At 60.1% G+C, this 15,489-nt stretch carries 18 protein-coding genes and 1 tRNA gene; 9 read left to right on the forward strand and 10 right to left on the reverse strand.

The genetic code is table 11. From position 1 onward, the window contains the following. The first annotated feature begins 14 nt into the window (after nt 1–14). The gene (locus tag ACQ66M_RS14160; protein ID WP_350171535.1) at nt 15–425 is read left to right on the forward strand and encodes a DUF1761 domain-containing protein; all 411 of its coding nucleotides are present in this window, start codon (nt 15–17) and stop codon (nt 423–425) included. A 107-nt stretch (nt 426–532) separates the two neighbouring features. Here the strand turns inward: ACQ66M_RS14160 and ACQ66M_RS14165 are convergent, their stop codons facing one another. Continuing rightward, complete coding sequence (locus ACQ66M_RS14165; protein WP_350171536.1) at nt 533–1,006, reverse strand: hypothetical protein; 474 nt, start codon at nt 1,004–1,006, stop codon at nt 533–535. A 195-nt stretch (nt 1,007–1,201) separates the two neighbouring features. Here ACQ66M_RS14165 and ACQ66M_RS14170 point away from each other — a divergent pair, with 195 nt between their 5' ends. The 3 genes from ACQ66M_RS14170 (at nt 1,202) to ACQ66M_RS14180 (ending at nt 3,222) form a co-directional block, all read left to right on the forward strand. Then, nucleotides 1,202–1,816, forward strand: a complete 615-nt coding sequence (locus ACQ66M_RS14170; protein WP_430404609.1) for a GNAT family N-acetyltransferase — start codon at nt 1,202–1,204, stop codon at nt 1,814–1,816. A gap of 65 nt (nt 1,817–1,881) precedes the next feature. Further along, nucleotides 1,882–1,957 (forward strand) — tRNA-Thr (locus ACQ66M_RS14175). A 161-nt stretch (nt 1,958–2,118) separates the two neighbouring features. Beyond that, the gene (locus ACQ66M_RS14180) at nt 2,119–3,222 is read left to right on the forward strand and encodes a glycerophosphotransferase (RefSeq protein WP_430404611.1); all 1,104 of its coding nucleotides are present in this window, start codon (nt 2,119–2,121) and stop codon (nt 3,220–3,222) included. On the opposite strand, the gene ACQ66M_RS14185 is transcribed toward ACQ66M_RS14180, so the two are convergent. From ACQ66M_RS14185 to ACQ66M_RS14195, 3 genes are read right to left on the reverse strand one after another with little or no spacing between them, the layout of a single operon-like run. Continuing rightward, nucleotides 3,219–3,953 carry a sugar phosphate nucleotidyltransferase gene (locus ACQ66M_RS14185; RefSeq protein WP_430404613.1) on the reverse strand — a complete coding sequence of 245 codons (735 nt, stop codon included), beginning with the start codon at nt 3,951–3,953 and terminating at the stop codon, nt 3,219–3,221. The two genes, ACQ66M_RS14180 and ACQ66M_RS14185, sit on opposite strands and share 4 nt — an antisense overlap. Nucleotides 3,954–3,961: 8 nt before the next feature. Further along, nucleotides 3,962–4,639, reverse strand: coding sequence for an HAD family hydrolase (locus tag ACQ66M_RS14190; protein WP_430404615.1), 678 nt, complete (start codon nt 4,637–4,639; stop codon nt 3,962–3,964). A gap of 5 nt (nt 4,640–4,644) precedes the next feature. Continuing rightward, nucleotides 4,645–5,781 carry a CDP-alcohol phosphatidyltransferase family protein gene (locus tag ACQ66M_RS14195; protein ID WP_430404617.1) on the reverse strand — a complete coding sequence of 379 codons (1,137 nt, stop codon included), beginning with the start codon at nt 5,779–5,781 and terminating at the stop codon, nt 4,645–4,647. A gap of 47 nt (nt 5,782–5,828) precedes the next feature. Between ACQ66M_RS14195 and ACQ66M_RS14200 the strand changes: the two genes are divergently transcribed. Then, nucleotides 5,829–6,302 (forward strand): HIT family protein, encoded by a 474-nt coding sequence (locus ACQ66M_RS14200; RefSeq protein WP_430404619.1) that lies wholly within the window; start codon nt 5,829–5,831, stop codon nt 6,300–6,302. Between the two features lie 41 nt (nt 6,303–6,343). Here the strand turns inward: ACQ66M_RS14200 and ACQ66M_RS14205 are convergent, their stop codons facing one another. Genes ACQ66M_RS14205 through ACQ66M_RS14215 form a run of 3 tightly spaced genes read right to left on the reverse strand, consistent with a single transcriptional unit; the run spans nt 6,344 to nt 8,798 of the window. Next, the gene (locus ACQ66M_RS14205) at nt 6,344–7,117 is read right to left on the reverse strand and encodes a nucleotidyltransferase family protein (RefSeq protein WP_430404620.1); all 774 of its coding nucleotides are present in this window, start codon (nt 7,115–7,117) and stop codon (nt 6,344–6,346) included. Between the two features lie 14 nt (nt 7,118–7,131). Beyond that, entirely contained in the window at nt 7,132–8,316 is a 1,185-nt protein-coding gene (locus ACQ66M_RS14210) for a hypothetical protein (protein ID WP_430404622.1), read from the reverse strand. Continuing rightward, nucleotides 8,313–8,798 (reverse strand): DUF2141 domain-containing protein, encoded by a 486-nt coding sequence (locus ACQ66M_RS14215; protein ID WP_430404624.1) that lies wholly within the window; start codon nt 8,796–8,798, stop codon nt 8,313–8,315. Before ACQ66M_RS14215 ends, ACQ66M_RS14210 begins: the two co-directional genes overlap by 4 nt. Before the next feature lie 147 nt (nt 8,799–8,945). Between ACQ66M_RS14215 and ACQ66M_RS14220 the strand changes: the two genes are divergently transcribed. The 4 genes from ACQ66M_RS14220 to ACQ66M_RS14235 are packed head-to-tail and all read left to right on the forward strand — an operon-like array spanning nt 8,946 to nt 13,058. Next, nucleotides 8,946–10,124: an LptF/LptG family permease gene (locus tag ACQ66M_RS14220; protein ID WP_430404626.1), complete on the forward strand. Its 1,179-nt coding sequence runs from the start codon at nt 8,946–8,948 to the stop codon at nt 10,122–10,124. Continuing rightward, on the forward strand, nt 10,121–11,176 hold the full coding sequence (locus tag ACQ66M_RS14225; protein WP_430404628.1) for an LptF/LptG family permease: 1,056 nt from the start codon (nt 10,121–10,123) through the stop codon (nt 11,174–11,176). Before ACQ66M_RS14220 ends, ACQ66M_RS14225 begins: the two co-directional genes overlap by 4 nt. Further along, a complete protein-coding gene (locus ACQ66M_RS14230; protein WP_430404630.1) occupies nt 11,173–12,138 on the forward strand; it encodes a diacylglycerol kinase family protein in 966 nt (321 codons plus the stop codon). The genes ACQ66M_RS14225 and ACQ66M_RS14230 overlap by 4 nt, the downstream gene beginning before the upstream one ends. 23 nt (nt 12,139–12,161) lie before the next feature. Beyond that, entirely contained in the window at nt 12,162–13,058 is an 897-nt protein-coding gene (locus tag ACQ66M_RS14235; protein WP_430404632.1) for a hypothetical protein, read from the forward strand. A 4-nt stretch (nt 13,059–13,062) separates the two neighbouring features. On the opposite strand, the gene spt is transcribed toward ACQ66M_RS14235, so the two are convergent. Genes spt through ACQ66M_RS14250 form a run of 3 tightly spaced genes read right to left on the reverse strand, consistent with a single transcriptional unit; the run spans nt 13,063 to nt 15,480 of the window. Continuing rightward, nucleotides 13,063–14,259 carry a serine palmitoyltransferase gene (spt, locus tag ACQ66M_RS14240; protein WP_430404634.1) on the reverse strand — a complete coding sequence of 399 codons (1,197 nt, stop codon included), beginning with the start codon at nt 14,257–14,259 and terminating at the stop codon, nt 13,063–13,065. Between the two features lie 7 nt (nt 14,260–14,266). After that, entirely contained in the window at nt 14,267–14,509 is a 243-nt protein-coding gene (locus ACQ66M_RS14245; RefSeq protein WP_430404636.1) for an acyl carrier protein, read from the reverse strand. A 2-nt stretch (nt 14,510–14,511) separates the two neighbouring features. Next, nucleotides 14,512–15,480, reverse strand: a complete 969-nt coding sequence (locus ACQ66M_RS14250) for an NAD-dependent epimerase/dehydratase family protein (protein WP_430404638.1) — start codon at nt 15,478–15,480, stop codon at nt 14,512–14,514. Nucleotides 15,481–15,489: the final 9 nt, after the last annotated feature.

Below are 15,489 nucleotides of genomic sequence, written 5' to 3' on the forward strand. Positions count from 1 at the left end.
TGGGAGGAATAAACATGCCAAGACTCAGTGGAGTGAACCTGCTGGGCGTGCTGCTGGCCGCCATAGTGATGTTCTTCGTCGGATTCGTTTTCTACGGAATGCTGTTTTCCGAGCAGTGGATGGCTGCACGCGGCTATACGGCAGACATGGCGGCAGATGCCAATCCGGCCTGGATGGCCGGAGGTTTCCTGATCGAACTCGTGCTGGCCTTCGGGCTTGGCTGGGTACTGAAGCTGAAGGGTGCAAAGGGGCTCAGTGCCTGTGTCTCAACCGCCCTGATGCTGGCCGTGGTCGTGGTTTTGCCGGTCTCATCCTATGAATATGTCTATGGTTTTTACCATTCCCTGCCCGGCCTTTTGGTCGATTGGGGGCATATGCTGGTCGGCATGGGCCTTGCCGGGGCTGTTCTGTCGTTTTTCGACTAGAATGGCACCCAAAGAAAAGCCCCGGCCGGTCTTGAACCGGTCCGGGGCAGTGAGTTGGATGGAGGGGAGCGGTGAAGCAACCTCCATCCAGCCATCAGGGAGGTCTGTTACAGGCCGTAGCCGGGCTCTGCCGTCAGCACGACGTCAACGCGTCGGGCGAGGGTGGCTTTGCGGCCGGCCGCAGCCGTTGTCACGGTCACTGGCGTGATGTCCGTTTCGACATCGCTGGCACGAATGCCGCGTGCGTTGAAGGCATTGAGGACTGCGGCTGCGCGGGCCTCTGAAATATGGGTTAGGCCTTCATCGGTATGGGCTTCCTCGGAAACGACTTCAGCCTTGATTTCGGTCACGGCGCATCCGGCCAGCTGGTCGCTGGCGGCATTCACCGCGCGCATCGAATAGGATGACAGCATAGTCTCATAGGCCGGGAAATAGATCGAAAGCGAGACGTCTTCGCAGCTCTTGGTGACAGGAATCGTGGCCGGTGTGGTCGGCGGGGGAGGCGGGACCTGGGCGAAAGCCGGTATCTGCATCAGGGCGGCGACACTCAAGCCAGAAAGGGCGATCATCGAGCGTTTCATGGGATATTCCTTCATGCACTTATCGTTATTGGTATCGGATCTACGCATGAATTGGGGCTGAAACGTGCAGGCAGCGTGGCGATTGGGGCCGTTGCAAGGTGATTGCAAGAAATCGTGAATCTGGCGGAGCGTGAAACTTTCGAAAGGCTGTATCGGGGCCATTGTATTTTTATGTTGCGCTGCAACATATGATGCATGGACAATCGCGCCATCTATACGAGCCTGAAGACAGGCAAGCGCATATACCTGAGGCCGGTGCGGCCACAGGACGGTCTGCGCATACGCGAAAGCATTGCCAATCTTTCGGATGAATCGCGCTATTTCCGCTTCTTTTCCGGCATGAAGAAAGTGCCTGATTCGGTCCTTGAGCGGCTGGTCGCGGTTGACGGCGTGGATCACCTCGCCTGGGCAGCGCTGGATCTCGCCGAGCACGACCTGCCTGCTGTCGGCGTTGTAAGGGCTGTCCGCATGCCCGGAGCGCAAAAGGCAGAACTCGCCATTGCCACACTCGATGCCTATCACAATACGGGCCTGGCGCGCATCCTGATGGCCACGATCGGATGTGATTGTGCCGACGCGGGCATCGACACGCTCGAGGCCAATGTTCTGGCCGAGAACAGGAAGGCTCGCAGCCTGTTCAAAGTGCTCGGCGGGACCTGCATCCAGTCGGACGGCGCCTATATGACCTATTCATTCAATGTCGCGCTCATGAACACGCTTATTACGGCAATGGACGGGCTGGACGGACGCCGCGATGTGTTCGCCGCGTTCGACCGCTTTGCCGCCTATCAGCCGCGACTGGCTGGCTAGAAGCCGGTCACTGGAAACCCCTCTTGCGTCCCGGCGCTGATCGAAGTAGTCACACGCCTCCAGCCGCCGGTTTAGCTCAGCTGGTAGAGCATCTGATTTGTAATCAGAGGGTCGGGAGTTCGAGTCTCTCAACCGGCACCACTGGAAGCAAGGACCTGGCACTTCCCGATCCTTGTGACAGCACAGAATCTCATAACAACCAGTAGCAGCCTTCATTTGTTGCACGGCTGTGTATACTGATCTCGGCTGCGAATTTCGGGGTTATAGGTATGCAGTTAGTGGACAGGGGGCTGGATACCGGTATGACCGCGAGGCTTCTTGTGCTGGCTATCGGGGAGGCGCACCAGTTATTCCATGTCCTCGGCCCCGCCCTGCACCTCCATCGCATGGGCATTCAGGTCAATTGCCTGGTGTCGACGCACTGGCACGAACAGATCGTCAGGATGCATGCGCCCGAACTTGGCACGGGGATCATTCGTTCAGCTCTGATGTTCACAAACCAGCCTTTGCATAAATGTCCTCCACGGCTTCTGAATCTCCTCTTAGGCCTGCGGGCCGTACTTGATTGCGACGCCATTCTTACGCCCGAGCGCACGTCAACGCTCTTGCGACGTGTCCTCGGGAAACGCTGCCCGAAACTGATACATATTCCGCATGGCGCTGGAGATCGCGCCAAAAGCTACGATGAGCGAATTGGCATGAACGACCTTGTTCTCGTTGCGGGCACCAAGGATCGCGACATGCTTGTTCATCGCGGCATTCTTTCTGGTGATAAGTGCCACGTCGTGGGCTACTGCAAGTTTGACCTGCTGCCTGCGGACGTTCCGGACTATTTTGATAATGGACTTCCAACAGTTTTATACAATCCGCACTTTGATGACCGCCTGTCGTCCTGGCCGGCGTTTGGAGAGGCAATCATAAGTGCTTTCAGCCAAAATGCCGGGATGAACCTGATATGCGCGCCGCATGTGCGGATGCGTGGTCGCTCACGGCAGCTATTTGAACGCCTTGCGAGCCAATACTCAGGCGCCAACATGCGCTTCGACGGAGGCAGCCTTGATTCAATCAACATGAACTATACGCGGTATGCTGACATATACCTTGGTGATGTCAGCAGTCAGGTTTATGAATTCCTGCGGTTGCCGAAGCCTTGCGTCTTTGCCAATGCGCACGCAGTGGACTGGCAGGCCGACGAGCACTACCGGCACTGGCGCTACGGCAAGGTTGCAAACTCGGCAGAAGATGTTGTGGCGCGAGTTGCGTCGGCGATTGACGATCATCCGGACTATGCCCCGGCCCAAAAGCAGGGTTTTGATTCCGCAATAGAGAAAGCTGCGTCCTCGCCGTCCGAAGGCGCTGCCTCAGTCATTCACGAATTCCTGGGCCGTGAATTGCGTGCGGGTTAATCAGGGCGCACCAGAAAGGGCAGGGAGGCAAGCGCCTCGAAGTCCTCGACGGTATCGACCTCAGCCCATGCCCGCCCCTGAATCGATAATGTGTCCACCTCTCCCGTCGTGCGGGCGATGGCATCAATCGCCTTGAGGAACCAGGCTGAAATCCCGTCCTGGGTACGCAACATCTGCTCGATCTTGGCGCGAAACATACCGGGGCCCTCGCCCATGAATCTGAGAAGGCCAATCGACTCGGCATGGCTGTCTGATTGAGCCAGAGATTTTCCGATCGCCTTGAGGCGTGTGCCGTCCAGACTGACTTTCATGTCATCGAAATCATAGGACGCCTTGCGGTCGATCGTTACCTGAATGGGCCGGGCCGGGCTCGACAGGACATCGTGCAAAAGGCTGGCCTCAAAGAGCGTGTCGCCATTGATCAGCAGGAATTCCTCGTCCATTTGCTCGCGGACCATCCAGCAACTGGCAAGGTTGTCGGCCACCTGGAAGAAGGGATTGAAGAAGGGCGTGGCCTTCAGTGGGCCTTTGCGGCTTGCAAGCTCGGCCTCGACCAGCCCTGGCATGAAGCCCGTTACAACGGTGGCCTGACGTAACCCGGCCGCTTCCAGCGTATCCAGCTGGCACCCAAGCAGCGTCGTGTCCCTCACAGGCAGAAGGCATTTCGGTATGTTTTCGGTCAACGGTAGAAGTCGCGAGCCACGGCCGGCGCTCAGGATGATGGCTTTCATGCGAACTCCTATTTCTCTTCGGTGTGCGGATAACCGGCCGCTATGCGATAGTCGACCACCTTGACCTTGCGCTCCGGTGCTGCGCGTCGAAGGCCTCGGGACGGGTTGACCGCAATGCCGTGATCGGCCTGTTCCAGCATGACAAGGTCAGAAACATGATCGCTATAGGCGAAGATGGGGCGTGGAAAAGTGTGCTCCCTGATCCTGCGCAATTTTTCGGTGCCATAGCAATTGGCCCCTGACAATCGTGGCGCGGGAACCGTCCCGTGCGGAGCCCAGTCAAGGCCTGTTGCGATCACCTGGTCGAAGCCGAGGGCGGCCGCAAGCCGGTCTGCCAGAAGGTCCACGGCAGCGGTGGCGATCACAAGGCGGTCACCACGCTGGGCGTGCCAATTGATAGCGGCAACGGCGCCGGGGTGCAGCCCTTGCGCCACTTCCCGCGCAATGAAGGCGTCAGCGGCTTTCTCCAATGCGTCACGGTCCAGCCATGCGAGTGTCCGCAGGCTGTGGGCCTTCACCGAATCCCGGCTGGCCAGGCCCAGCTTGTGCGCAATGCCGTGCCCAAGCAGCAATGGCAGGCGCAGCAGGAACGGGATCCGGGCGCGGTTCACAAAGAAGACGAAGCGCGTCCAAGTCGGCGCGCGTGTGATCGTCTTGTCGAGGTCAAAGATGGCCGTTCCGGGCATGAAGGCTACCCCTCCATCCAGGATACCGGCTTGTCCGGTAGAGCAAGTGCCTGGACAAGCCGGACGCCGTGAAACACAAGGCAGATGATCGTCCATGCAGCGATCGCCACAAAACCCCAGGCGGGGTGTCCAAGCAAGACAGCCAGCATGAAGATCAGCATGTTCGGGTTACGCCGCGCCGTGATTTCGCGGACGCGTGAATCAATCGGGCGCCACACATGTATGTGAAAGCCGAACTGCCTGATGAAAATTCCTTCTTCCACACGGTTCAGAACATAGAAGGCAAGAATCACGATCAGCGAGGTGAGCAGAAGCCCTTCAGGCAGGCCAGCCGGTTCCAGCGTGAGCCCGTGAAACATCGCCCAGTACCAGAAGGGCGGATGGATCAGGTCGATTCCGTGATCGTAGATATTGCCCCAGGCTGAATAGGTCATTGTGGTCCGGGCGAGCTTGCCGTCGACCGTGTCGAGGAATGTCATGGCCCAGGCCGCCACGATGCCCGGAAGCCATGCGCCTATCCAGAAGAACCAGAAAGCGAGACAGACAAAGCCCAGGCTGGCCGTCGTGACCATGTTGGGTGACAGGTGCAGCCAGGCGGCGAAGCGCGTGACGTGAAAGGCAGGTATTGGCCAGGCGTACTTGGTGACGAGGTCCGTCACCCCCTTGTACGATCCTTTGAAGAGGATGCGCTCGACATCGGATACCGGCGTTTGCGTCAGGGACAACGCATAGGGGCCTTCCCGCTTGCGCAGTGCCTCGTCGTATGGATCGGCAAAATCGTTGATGTCGCCCGGATTCAGGCCTGCCTCTCGCAATGCCTCCGTATCTGCAACGGTTTGGCCGATCAGGCCCGCGAAGCGGTCGGTCGGGATGCCTTCGGGCAGGTGTAGGGCGGTTAGACGCTGGTTGGGACCGCTAGAATCGTTTGCGAGCAGGGCGGCGCCCGGTGTCGCCAGCAATGTCCGTTGCAGGGCAGGCGACAGCACCCACTCCATGCCCGCCAGCAACCGTCCATCTCCCGTGCCGACCTTTCCAGCGCCAGCCTTGGTCCATGAACGGCGCTGCCATTCGGCCAGATCAAGCCCCCAAAGTCTTGCAGAAGTTTCGCCAACCAGGCGGACCGCGACCGGTGATTTTGTCATTGTGGAAATACGCCTTAGGTTTCATCTGAGAGGGGAGCGGTCAGCTGATGAGCCGGTCCCTGTATACGAATGAGGGCTTCATGAACAGAAATGCGACGTTTGAAACTTTCGGCGGCACGCGAACGCTTGTCGCAGACTATGCGCACTGGAGCGTTCAGGCGCGGCCGAAGCAAGTCACCCTCGGCGCCATGATTCTCCTGTCGCACAGCCCTGCGCACAGCTTTTCCGCATTGCCGCCGGAGGCCTTTGCCGAACTTTCGCAAGTCGTTCGCGATATAGAGACCATTGCCGCTGAAACCTTCGGGTATGCCAAAATCAACTACCTGATGCTGATGATGGTCGACCCTCACATCCACTTCCATGTGCTCCCCCGCTATGGTGCGCCCGTGGAATTCGAGGGGACCACATATCCGGATCCAGGCTGGCCTGGTCAGCCCGACCTTGGCGCGTCGGAGGGGCTCGCCGATGCCGCCCGGGTCACGGCAGTGCTGAAGGCCGCATGGCCGAAACCACATGCATGATGCAGCCAGCATGGGCTGAGGTTCGCCGCGCGAAACGGGCATCATCCGGCCCCGGCGAGGATGCCACGGACCAGTTCCAGGTCGCCGGTGGAATCGACATCGATCGCAGCCTCTGCAAAGGGCAGGATCACCGCCCCAATCCGGGCGCCGAGGCGCGCCGACACGATCTCGAACACTTTCTCCACACCCGGACGGCCGAGCAAGATGCGCAACGCTGTCAAAGGGCCAAAACGCCGGGCAATGCGCCAGGGACGTTTACGGTCCTGTTCTGCCGCGCGCCAGAAGTGAACAGCACGCAATGCATCAGGCGTTGCGATGTAAAACAGGTTACAGCCTGAAAGTTCTGATCCGCCGAACGCCAGATAGGTGCGCTTCGTTTGCGGATAGCTGTCTTCAATCGTCTCGCGCGTCGTCAGACCGACCGCCAGGTCTGCACCGCCAGCAATGGCCTGCTCAAGAAAGTAATCGACCATTTCAGGCGTCAGAAGGGCATGATCGCAGGTCGTTACCAGGAGAGGAATGGGCACATCTTCTGCAAGCGCTCCCATCAGGCTGGCGGCAGGCCCGCCCTCTGCGGAAACGGCAGCTCTGACAGCCATCCCGCCGCTCGCACTCAGAAGCAGGTCGTCATCCAGGCCCGCAACCCGGATCGGCTCCTGCACGCCATGGCTGAGGGTCAATGCGCGCAGCACCCGCGCGAGCATGGGTTCGCCGTGAATATCGAGTAGCGCCTTGCTTGGTACGTTTTCGGACAGGCAAAGAGGATCACCACTCGCGCGCGCGCCAGCGAGTACGAGCGCCGGGACCGATCGCAAACGCGATTTCCCCGTCACAGGGCTTTGCCGTAAATGCGGTAGGTCTTGTAGCGCGGCGCATCATAGATGGACACGAGATTGTGGAGATCCCGATTGGTTTCGAGGATCCAGGATGCCTCTACCTCCCGGACGCCCCGCGCATGCTGGGCGGCAAATGCCGCCTCACAGCTCGCAACCATGGTCAGCATGCCGCGCCGTGTCTTGTGGAATTTCTTTCGCATACCTGCTAGCGGAAGACGGGCCGTCCGTGTGCCGCGCAGCTTCAGGCGGTGCAGCAACTGGAGCCAGCCGAAAGGCAGGAGCCGTCCATCCAGCCCCTCCGTCGCCTCGTTCAGGTTTGGCAGCACCAATGTGAAGCAGGCCGGTTCGCCATCGATCAGGCCGATCCACAAGCCGTCGCGTCGTATCAGCGGTTTCAACTCGTTGGCCATGTGCGTGATCTCGTCCCTGCCGAATGGCACAAAGCCCCAATTCCTGGACCAGGCATCGTCGAAGATGCCGAGAATGAGATCGATCTCGCCCTTGTAGTCATGCGGGTTCATCATGCGCACTTCGAGGCCGGGGTCCTGGTCGAATGCCTCCTTCAGCTTGCGGATCTTTTCGGGCACTCGATACGCCTCGCCGAGCTGGCACATGTAGGCATACATATCCATCGCCTTGGTATACTGACGTGCTTCAAGGGCTGGTGCATAATCTGGCCGTCCATGCGGCATCATCATCACTGGCGGGCTGTCAAAGCCGTCCACCAGCAAACCGCATTCCTCATTGACAGAGAAATTGAACGGCCCGGCAATTCGCTTCATGCCGCGTGAGCGCAACCAGTCCTCAGCGGCGTGCATGAGAGCACCGATGACATCATCGTCTGGCGCAATTGTGTCGAGAAAGCCGAAATGCCCGGTTGCGTCCTTGTGCGTTTCAAGGTGGGCCGGGTTAATGAAAGCCGCGACGCGCCCGACCACCTCGCTGCCGCGGCGCGCGACCATCAGGACATGTTCCATGCGCGCAAGTGCCGGGTTCCTGGCGGGATCGATCTGCGCTGCCCGCTCGAACCGAAGTGGTGCACGCCAGTCTGCAAGATGACCATAGGCCGTGTAGGGAATTTCGAGGAATGCCTTTTTGTCGGCAGCCGTTTCCAGCGCGCGGACAGATATGGACCCCGCCAGCGTAGGCCCCGTGCCGACCTGCGTGTCACTGCTCATTTCTGTAACTCGAGCCGGACGAAAGTGGTGTCATTGCCGGCCTGGAAGGCGGAGTCCTCAAAGCGCGGCATGCCGAACTTCAGCGGCTTTCTGTTCGACAGGGCAAAGGGTTCAGCCGGCATCTGGTTCCACTTGCGGGCAAGTCGGCGGTCGCCGTTCCTGTCGTGATAGGCCGCCAGCGCGTAGCTGCCAGCGCCGCTGATATCGAAACACACGGTCTGTGTTCCTTCCTGAGCGGGCACACGAATTCGGTGCAGCCTTGATTTCTTTCGGAGGAAGTCGCGGTCGCTGGGGGCATACAGTTCCACTGTCAAAATGCCTCCGGTCCCCACACCCGCAACATCAACCTGGATTTGCGGAGCCTGCGAGCCGCAGACGGCCGCTGCCTCATGCGGCCGGATATCCAGGTCCGTTCCATCGTCTCCCATGGCGGCTGCCGGCAGAACGAGCAAGGAAAAGAACATTGCCTTTAAAAGTTTCATCCCGATGCTCCAAATGTGACGTATCGGTTACAGTTGTGCTTCAGTAATGCTAAGGCGACACTCATATCAATGGAAGCCTGCAGCAGATGAAACGTTTGGGCGCTTCCGCAATACTACAAAATCGCGTGATGGGAGATTGCGCCGGGAATGCTCGTGAAACTTGATCGCTATCTGTTGCGAAGCTGTCTGGGGCTATTTGCGGGGCTGACGGTTCTCGCACTCGCCCTGTTGCTGCTCGAGCGACTCATACGCATCATCGAGATCGTCTCCGGCTCGACCAATACAGCGGTGGCGGCCGGAATGATGGTGGCAAATCTCATCCCTCATTACCTCGACCTGGCCCTGCCGGGGGCATTCCTGATCGCCATGATCATCACCATCGACCGCCTAAGCCGCTCTGGTGAAATCGTGGCCCTGATGGCGACGGGCGTGTCTTTGTACCGCATCGTCATGCCCTATCTCGGGCTGGCTGTCATGCTGGCCGTCCTGTCCTTGTTCATATCGGGGTTCCTGCAACCGCTGTCGCGCTATAATTACCGGCAGATCGTGCATGACCTGCAGCACAAGTCCGTAGTTACGGCCTTTCAGGAGCGCAAGTTCGTCCAGCTCAAGGACCGTATTGTCTGGACCGACCATGTGGAGTCCTCGAAACGCAATCTGGGACAAACCTTCATCCTTGAAACCGAACCCGATGGCGCGCGCCACTTCCTGACGGGGCAGACCGGCGAGTTGAAAGAGGCCGGGGATGGCACCATCATCATTTCGCTCAATAATGGTGCAGGTGGCACCTTCAGGAATCCAGACGAATCCACCACGAATAACCTGATTTCTTATGGTCAGCTGAGTTGGCCGATGCCGACGTCCGATGGCGAATTCCGGGATCGAGGCGAGGATGAGCGCGAACTCGTGTTACCGGAACTCATCGCGGCCTCAAATGGCGCGGGCAGTACCGCGATCAACCCTGTCCTTGCGGTTGCCAGTTTTCATGACCGCCTGAGCCGTGCGGCGCTATTGCTCATTCTGCCCCTGATTGGCATGGTCCTCGGGCTTAACCTTGGGCGCACGCCGCGGTCCGGCGGCATCGTGATCGGCATCCTGCTCCTACTTTCGGTCCAGAAATTGCTGGAGTATGGCCTCGCGCTGGCTGAAAGCGGTGCCATTCCGGCATGGGCGGGATTCTGGCCCGTCGTCCTGGCCCTTGCCTTGGCGGCACTCATCATGTTCCGCCGCCTCGCGCACGGCCGCATACTGCTTGGGCCAAGGCCGATCCGGCGGAGATGGAGTCCGCCACTGGCGACCCGCTTGAGCGAAACGACGCAGACATGACAAGCCGCCTTCCGCGTTACCTGTCGGCGCTATTCCTGCAGCGCCTGTTCATCACCATATTTGGCATGGTCACGCTTCTGGGTGTGCTCGATGCCCTCGGTAATGCTGACCGGCTTCCGGATGGTGCCGGCTTTATCGGGCAAATGAAATACATGGTCCTCAGAATGCCGATCCTGTTTGACCGGACATTCGTGTTTGCAATCCTGCTGGCCGTGCTGCTGACCTATGCGTCGCTTTACCGGCGAAATGAACTGGTCATCATTTCAGCGTCGGGCCTGTCTGTCTTTGGCCAGATCCGCGCCCTCGCACCGGCCGTTATTGTTGTTGGCATCGTGTCGGCAGTCCTGATTGACCAGGTCAACCCCATTGCCAACAAGACGCTGGAAAACTGGCTGGGCACCTCGGCCCTGGCCGAGAACTCGCAGACGCCTGAGCGCATGTGGCTGTCGGATGGCCGGTTGCTCGTCGAGGTGGCCGGAATGCAGAATGAACGCCTGTCGGGCATCACCATCTTTGAACGCGATGCTGAGGGCGCTGTGGTCGCTGTCACGACGGCCGAGGCAGCGAACCCGGCAGCGGGCGGATGGCAGCTTGAAAACGCGGAGCAACAGAGATTCGACGGACAGCCCGCAGTGGTAAATACGTTCTGGCCCAGCCCACAGACCCCCGACAGCCTTCGGCTTCTGCTGACCGAGCCACGTGACCTTGGCATCGCGGACCTGCTGGCCCTTAACCGGATGCGCGGCTCTGGCAGTCGCCCATCAAGCGCCTACCTGCTCTGGGCTCTGCACCGTATATCCCTGCCTCTTGCCGCATTTGCTTTCCTCATTCTCGCGGTGCCAATCATGCAGCTCTATGGCAGGCGTGACAGCAGCGACATGGCTTTGGCGGGCGGCGTGGCGGGGGGCTTCATATTCATGGTTACCGACGGTGTGCTCAAGACGCTGGCGGAGAGTGGCAGCTTCAGCGCCATCCTTGCAGTCGCCTTGCCAATACTCGGGCTGACCATGACCGGGTTGTGGCTGGCCCTCGGCCGGGAAGTCCAAAAATGAGTGCCCCGGTCGGGCTGGTCGTTAACCCGCGGAGCCATACTGTCCTTCGCAAGGGCTCCGTACTGGGGGCTGCAGCCCGGCACATGCAGGATGCGTTGCTGGTGCAGTTTAATGGCATGGGCCAGCTTGAGACGCAGATGGCAGGCCTCGCGCGGCAGGGGGTTCGGCAAATATATGTCGAGGGCGGAGATGGCACCTTGCAGGCCGTATTGACGGCCTGCCTCGCGCCAGGGGCGGGTTTCGATGTCTTGCCTGATTTTGCCATCCTGCCGGGTGGCAGCACAAATCTTGCCTACAAGGTCTTTGGTCTCAAACTGAAAACATCTGAAGCGGCGCTTGGCTATATTCAGCAGCGCGCGCGCCCTGACCACAGGCTTGCCACTGCGCGGCCTCAGGCACTGGCCATCGACAGCGCCTCGCTGGCAAATCCGGCGATCGGGTTCCTGTTGTCGACCGGGTCCCTTGCACGCGCCATGGTGTACACGCAGCAGGAGCTGCACGGCGAGGGGCATCGCGGCTCACTCGCCATCGCAGGGGCTCTTGCCCGGTTCATGGTGTCGCCGAGCCGGCATCTTGGCCAGGATGGTGAGCCGCTGCTCCGCCCCAGCCCGTTGACGGCCACAACGTCACAATTCCGCGTGAACGGCGACCATGCGCTCAGCCTCATGACAACGCTGCCGACGCTGAGCCTGCGCCTGAGGCCCTACTGGGGAGAGGGGGCCGCGCCGATTGCGTTCACGCATGCCAGCTGGCCCATCCGGGGCCTGCACATGGCGCTGCTGAAAGTGATGACCGGGCAGACGGGGCGCCATATGGTGCGTCACGGACTGGTCAGCCATCGAGTTGACGGGATCAGCCTGGAATACAAGGGTCCTGTCATGCTCGATGGTGAAATCCTGCCTGCGCCGGAGGATGAGCTTTTTAGTGTGGGTGTCACGCCGCCGATCAGGTTCATGAGATGAAAGAGGATATATTGCTCCAAGGCTTGCGCGAGATCATACGCGCCGACCAGCTGCCGCTGAACCAGGCAGCTGTCATCATGGCAGATGCAATCCGCGCGAAACACCCCGGTGCCGTTCGGGCTCTGGTCTTTTACGGCTCCGCCCTGCGTATGGGCGAGCGAGCCGACAAGATGCTGGACTTCTATGTCATCGTCGACAATTACCGGGCGATACACGGGTTCGGTCTGAAACAGCTCGCCTCATTCCTCATCCCGCCAAGTGTCCACTTCCTCGAGATCCGGGACGCCGACGGCGTACGCCTGCGCAGCAAGTACGCGATCGTCTCGGAAAAGGCTTTCCATAGGCGGACACGTGGCGGCGCGTTCGAGTCGATGCTCTGGGCACGCTTCGCGCAGCCTGCAACCATCATTACCGACGACCCGGACGTTTACAATTCCCTTGTCGACACGCTGGCGCTTGCCTGCGTGAAGCTCGCCAGGGAAGTTGCGCCGATGCTGGATCACCCCGTCCAGCCGCTCGACCCGTGGGTGAGGGGACTGGCCGAAAGTTACCGCACGGAGCTGCGCCCGGAAACGCCCGGGGCGCGCGCGCGCGAAATCGCTGGCCGGTTCGAGGCCCGTTACCGCAACCTCACGGCCCTGATCTTCGCGGAGCAATCGCTGCCGCCGACGGGCAACGGTGTGGCGGCCGCGCTGTGCCGGATGCGCTGGTTCCTGCGGCGAGTGATCGGCAAACCCGCGGGAGCCGTGCGCGTCCTGAAGGCCGCTGCGACCTTCGATGCGGGACTCGATTACATCCTTGAAAAGGTCGAAAGCCACTCCGGCGTGAAGCTGGACGTTAGCGAAAATGAGCGAAAGCACCCCGTACTGCATGCGCCAGTGCTGGCCTGGCGACTCTTCCGGGCCGGTGCCTTCCGCTGAACTGTCAGGCCTGGCTAATGAGCGCCGATAGGGTCTTGAAAGCCGCAATTATCTGGTTGATCTCGCCCTCGCTGTGAGCGGCAGACACACTCAGTCTGAGCAGGGATCTGGCCTGCGGCGTTGCCGGCGGTACTGCGAGATTGACGTAAATGCCGGCTTCGAGAAGCGCATTCCATTCGCGTACGGCTGTCACCTCGTCCGCCCTAGGCAGGGCGATGATGGGTCCGGGTGCCGAGGCGGGCTCAAAGCCTGCTGCCCGTAAGCCGGAGTGGAGCTGGTTGGCGCGATCCCAAAGGCGTTTGCCAAGGTCTGCACTTCCGGCAATTACGGTCAGCGCTGCGCGCGCCGCAGCAATGTTGGCCGGCGAGCCTGATGCTGTGAACAGGTAAGGGCGACTGACCAGCCGCGTGTATTCGAAGGATTCATGGCGTGAGACGCAAAAGCCGCCAATCGAGGCAAAGCTCTTGGAAAACGTGCCTGACAGGAAATCAATCCTGTCGAGAACGCCCTGCGCCTGTGCAACTCCGCGGCCGCGTTCACCGTAGCATCCCACAGAATGAGCCTCATCCACATAGAGGTACGCGCCGTGCTCGCTGACGACATCGACAAACTCAGCCAGCGGGGCAACATCGCCCAGCATGGAGTAAAGGCCCTCGACCACGACCAGCCGCGCGCCTTCATCCGGCAGCCGTGACAGCCGCTTGGCCAGGTCTTCCGGGCTGTTGTGGCGAAACCGGATTGTTTCGGCATCACTGAGGCGGCATCCGTCATAGATGCAGGCGTGGCTGTCGGCGTCGATCAGCAAATGATCGCCGCGCCCCACAAGGGCGCTGATGGCGGCGAGGTTTGCCTGGTACCCGGTCGTGAACACGATGGCCGAAGCTGCATCGAAATAGTCTTTGAGGGCTGTTTCCAGTTCGATGTGCTCACGGAATGTGCCATTGGCCAGTCGGCTGCCGGTTGTGGCGGTGCCATGATGGTCAATGGCTGCCTTGGCGGCTGTCGTGCAGGCATCCGAGAAGGTCAGACCAAGATAATTATTGGTCCCGGCCAGAATGACCTCGCGCGAACCCACCCGCGCCCTGGTAGGCGACAGGATTTCATCAAACGCCATGCCAAAGGGCTGCGTTCCCAAGTCTGCGACGCCACGATAGCGCTCGGAGAGCTTTTCGAACTTTTCAAAAATATCGTTGTTTTTCATGCCGCTGTCAAACATTGGTCAATTGCCCGATAGTCTCCACAAGGTCTCGAACCGTATCGATACCGGAAGCGGCCTCAACCGGAAAGCTGATGTCATAGATGTCTTCGATCTCCATGACGATATCGAAAATCTCAACTGAATCGATCTCGAGATCGGCGCTGATGCGAACGTCCAGGGTAATTGGAACGTCGGCATGCGCATGCGCTTTGAGTATCCTGGACACGTCTGCAAAGACGTCGGAATTTTGCATCTTCACTTATCTCTCCCGTCGTTTCCAGTGCGGTGCAGAAGGTGGGGCGTATCAGAATCCAGAAAAGGGGCAAGACAGCGTGTCATCGTTGTGTCCAGCGGTGTCGGCAGATCGACTACGCTATCGGCGAGCCAGTCGCCTGCCTGCAATTCTCGTACCTTGCCGGAAGAGAAAACGTGGGGTCTGCCGGTGAGGCGCGCCGCGCTATCTGCAACAATGCCTACAGTGCTGAATAGAAGGCGAGGTACGGCCACCATGCGGATATTGCGCCCTGTTACTCGCGCAGCGCTGCCTGCTATATCCTGCCACTGGACGTTCAGGTGACTGGCAGGGGCAATCAGGGCAGCCTGCGGCGTACGATCAAGCGCTCGCAGGGTCAGTAGCGCCGCCAGGTCTTCAACGTCGATCATCGAAAACCTGTAATTCCTGGCCTGTCCCCCCGGTACTGGCAGAAAGCCCTTGGCGACAAGCCTGAACATCTGATGCGTCGCCATGTCTCCCGGGCCGATCACCGCTGGCGCCCGGATGATACTCACCGGCATCGTGCCGGCTGCCTCGCAGGCAAGGCGCTCTCCGGCGGCCTTTGACGCGGCATAGGCCGAGACGCCGGGGCGCGTGGCGGCAAGGGATGAGACAAGGATGAAGTGTTTGACCCCGGCCTGACGCGCGATCCCGGCCAGTCGTCCCGTTGCGGTCGCGTTGACTTCATGGAATGCCGCCTGGTTGCGCGCCTTGGTGGCGCCTGCAAGATGGATCACAATGTCTGTACCTTGCGTCAGGCGTTCCAGCGCTTCGGTGCAGGCGAGATCACCAGTCACCCATTCAAGGCCTGGCTGAGCATCCATGTTACGCCCGGGTGCGGGGCGCGCGAGGGCCTGCACCGACGCGCCTTGCTGAAGCAGCCGTGGCAATAATTGCCGACCGACGAAGCCGGTCGCGCCTGTCAGGCCTATGCGGTTGCGGTCGGGCATGATGCGCTG

The sequence above is a fragment of the Hyphomonas sp. genome (assembly GCF_965284475.1).
Taxonomy (GTDB): domain Bacteria; phylum Pseudomonadota; class Alphaproteobacteria; order Caulobacterales; family Hyphomonadaceae; genus Hyphomonas.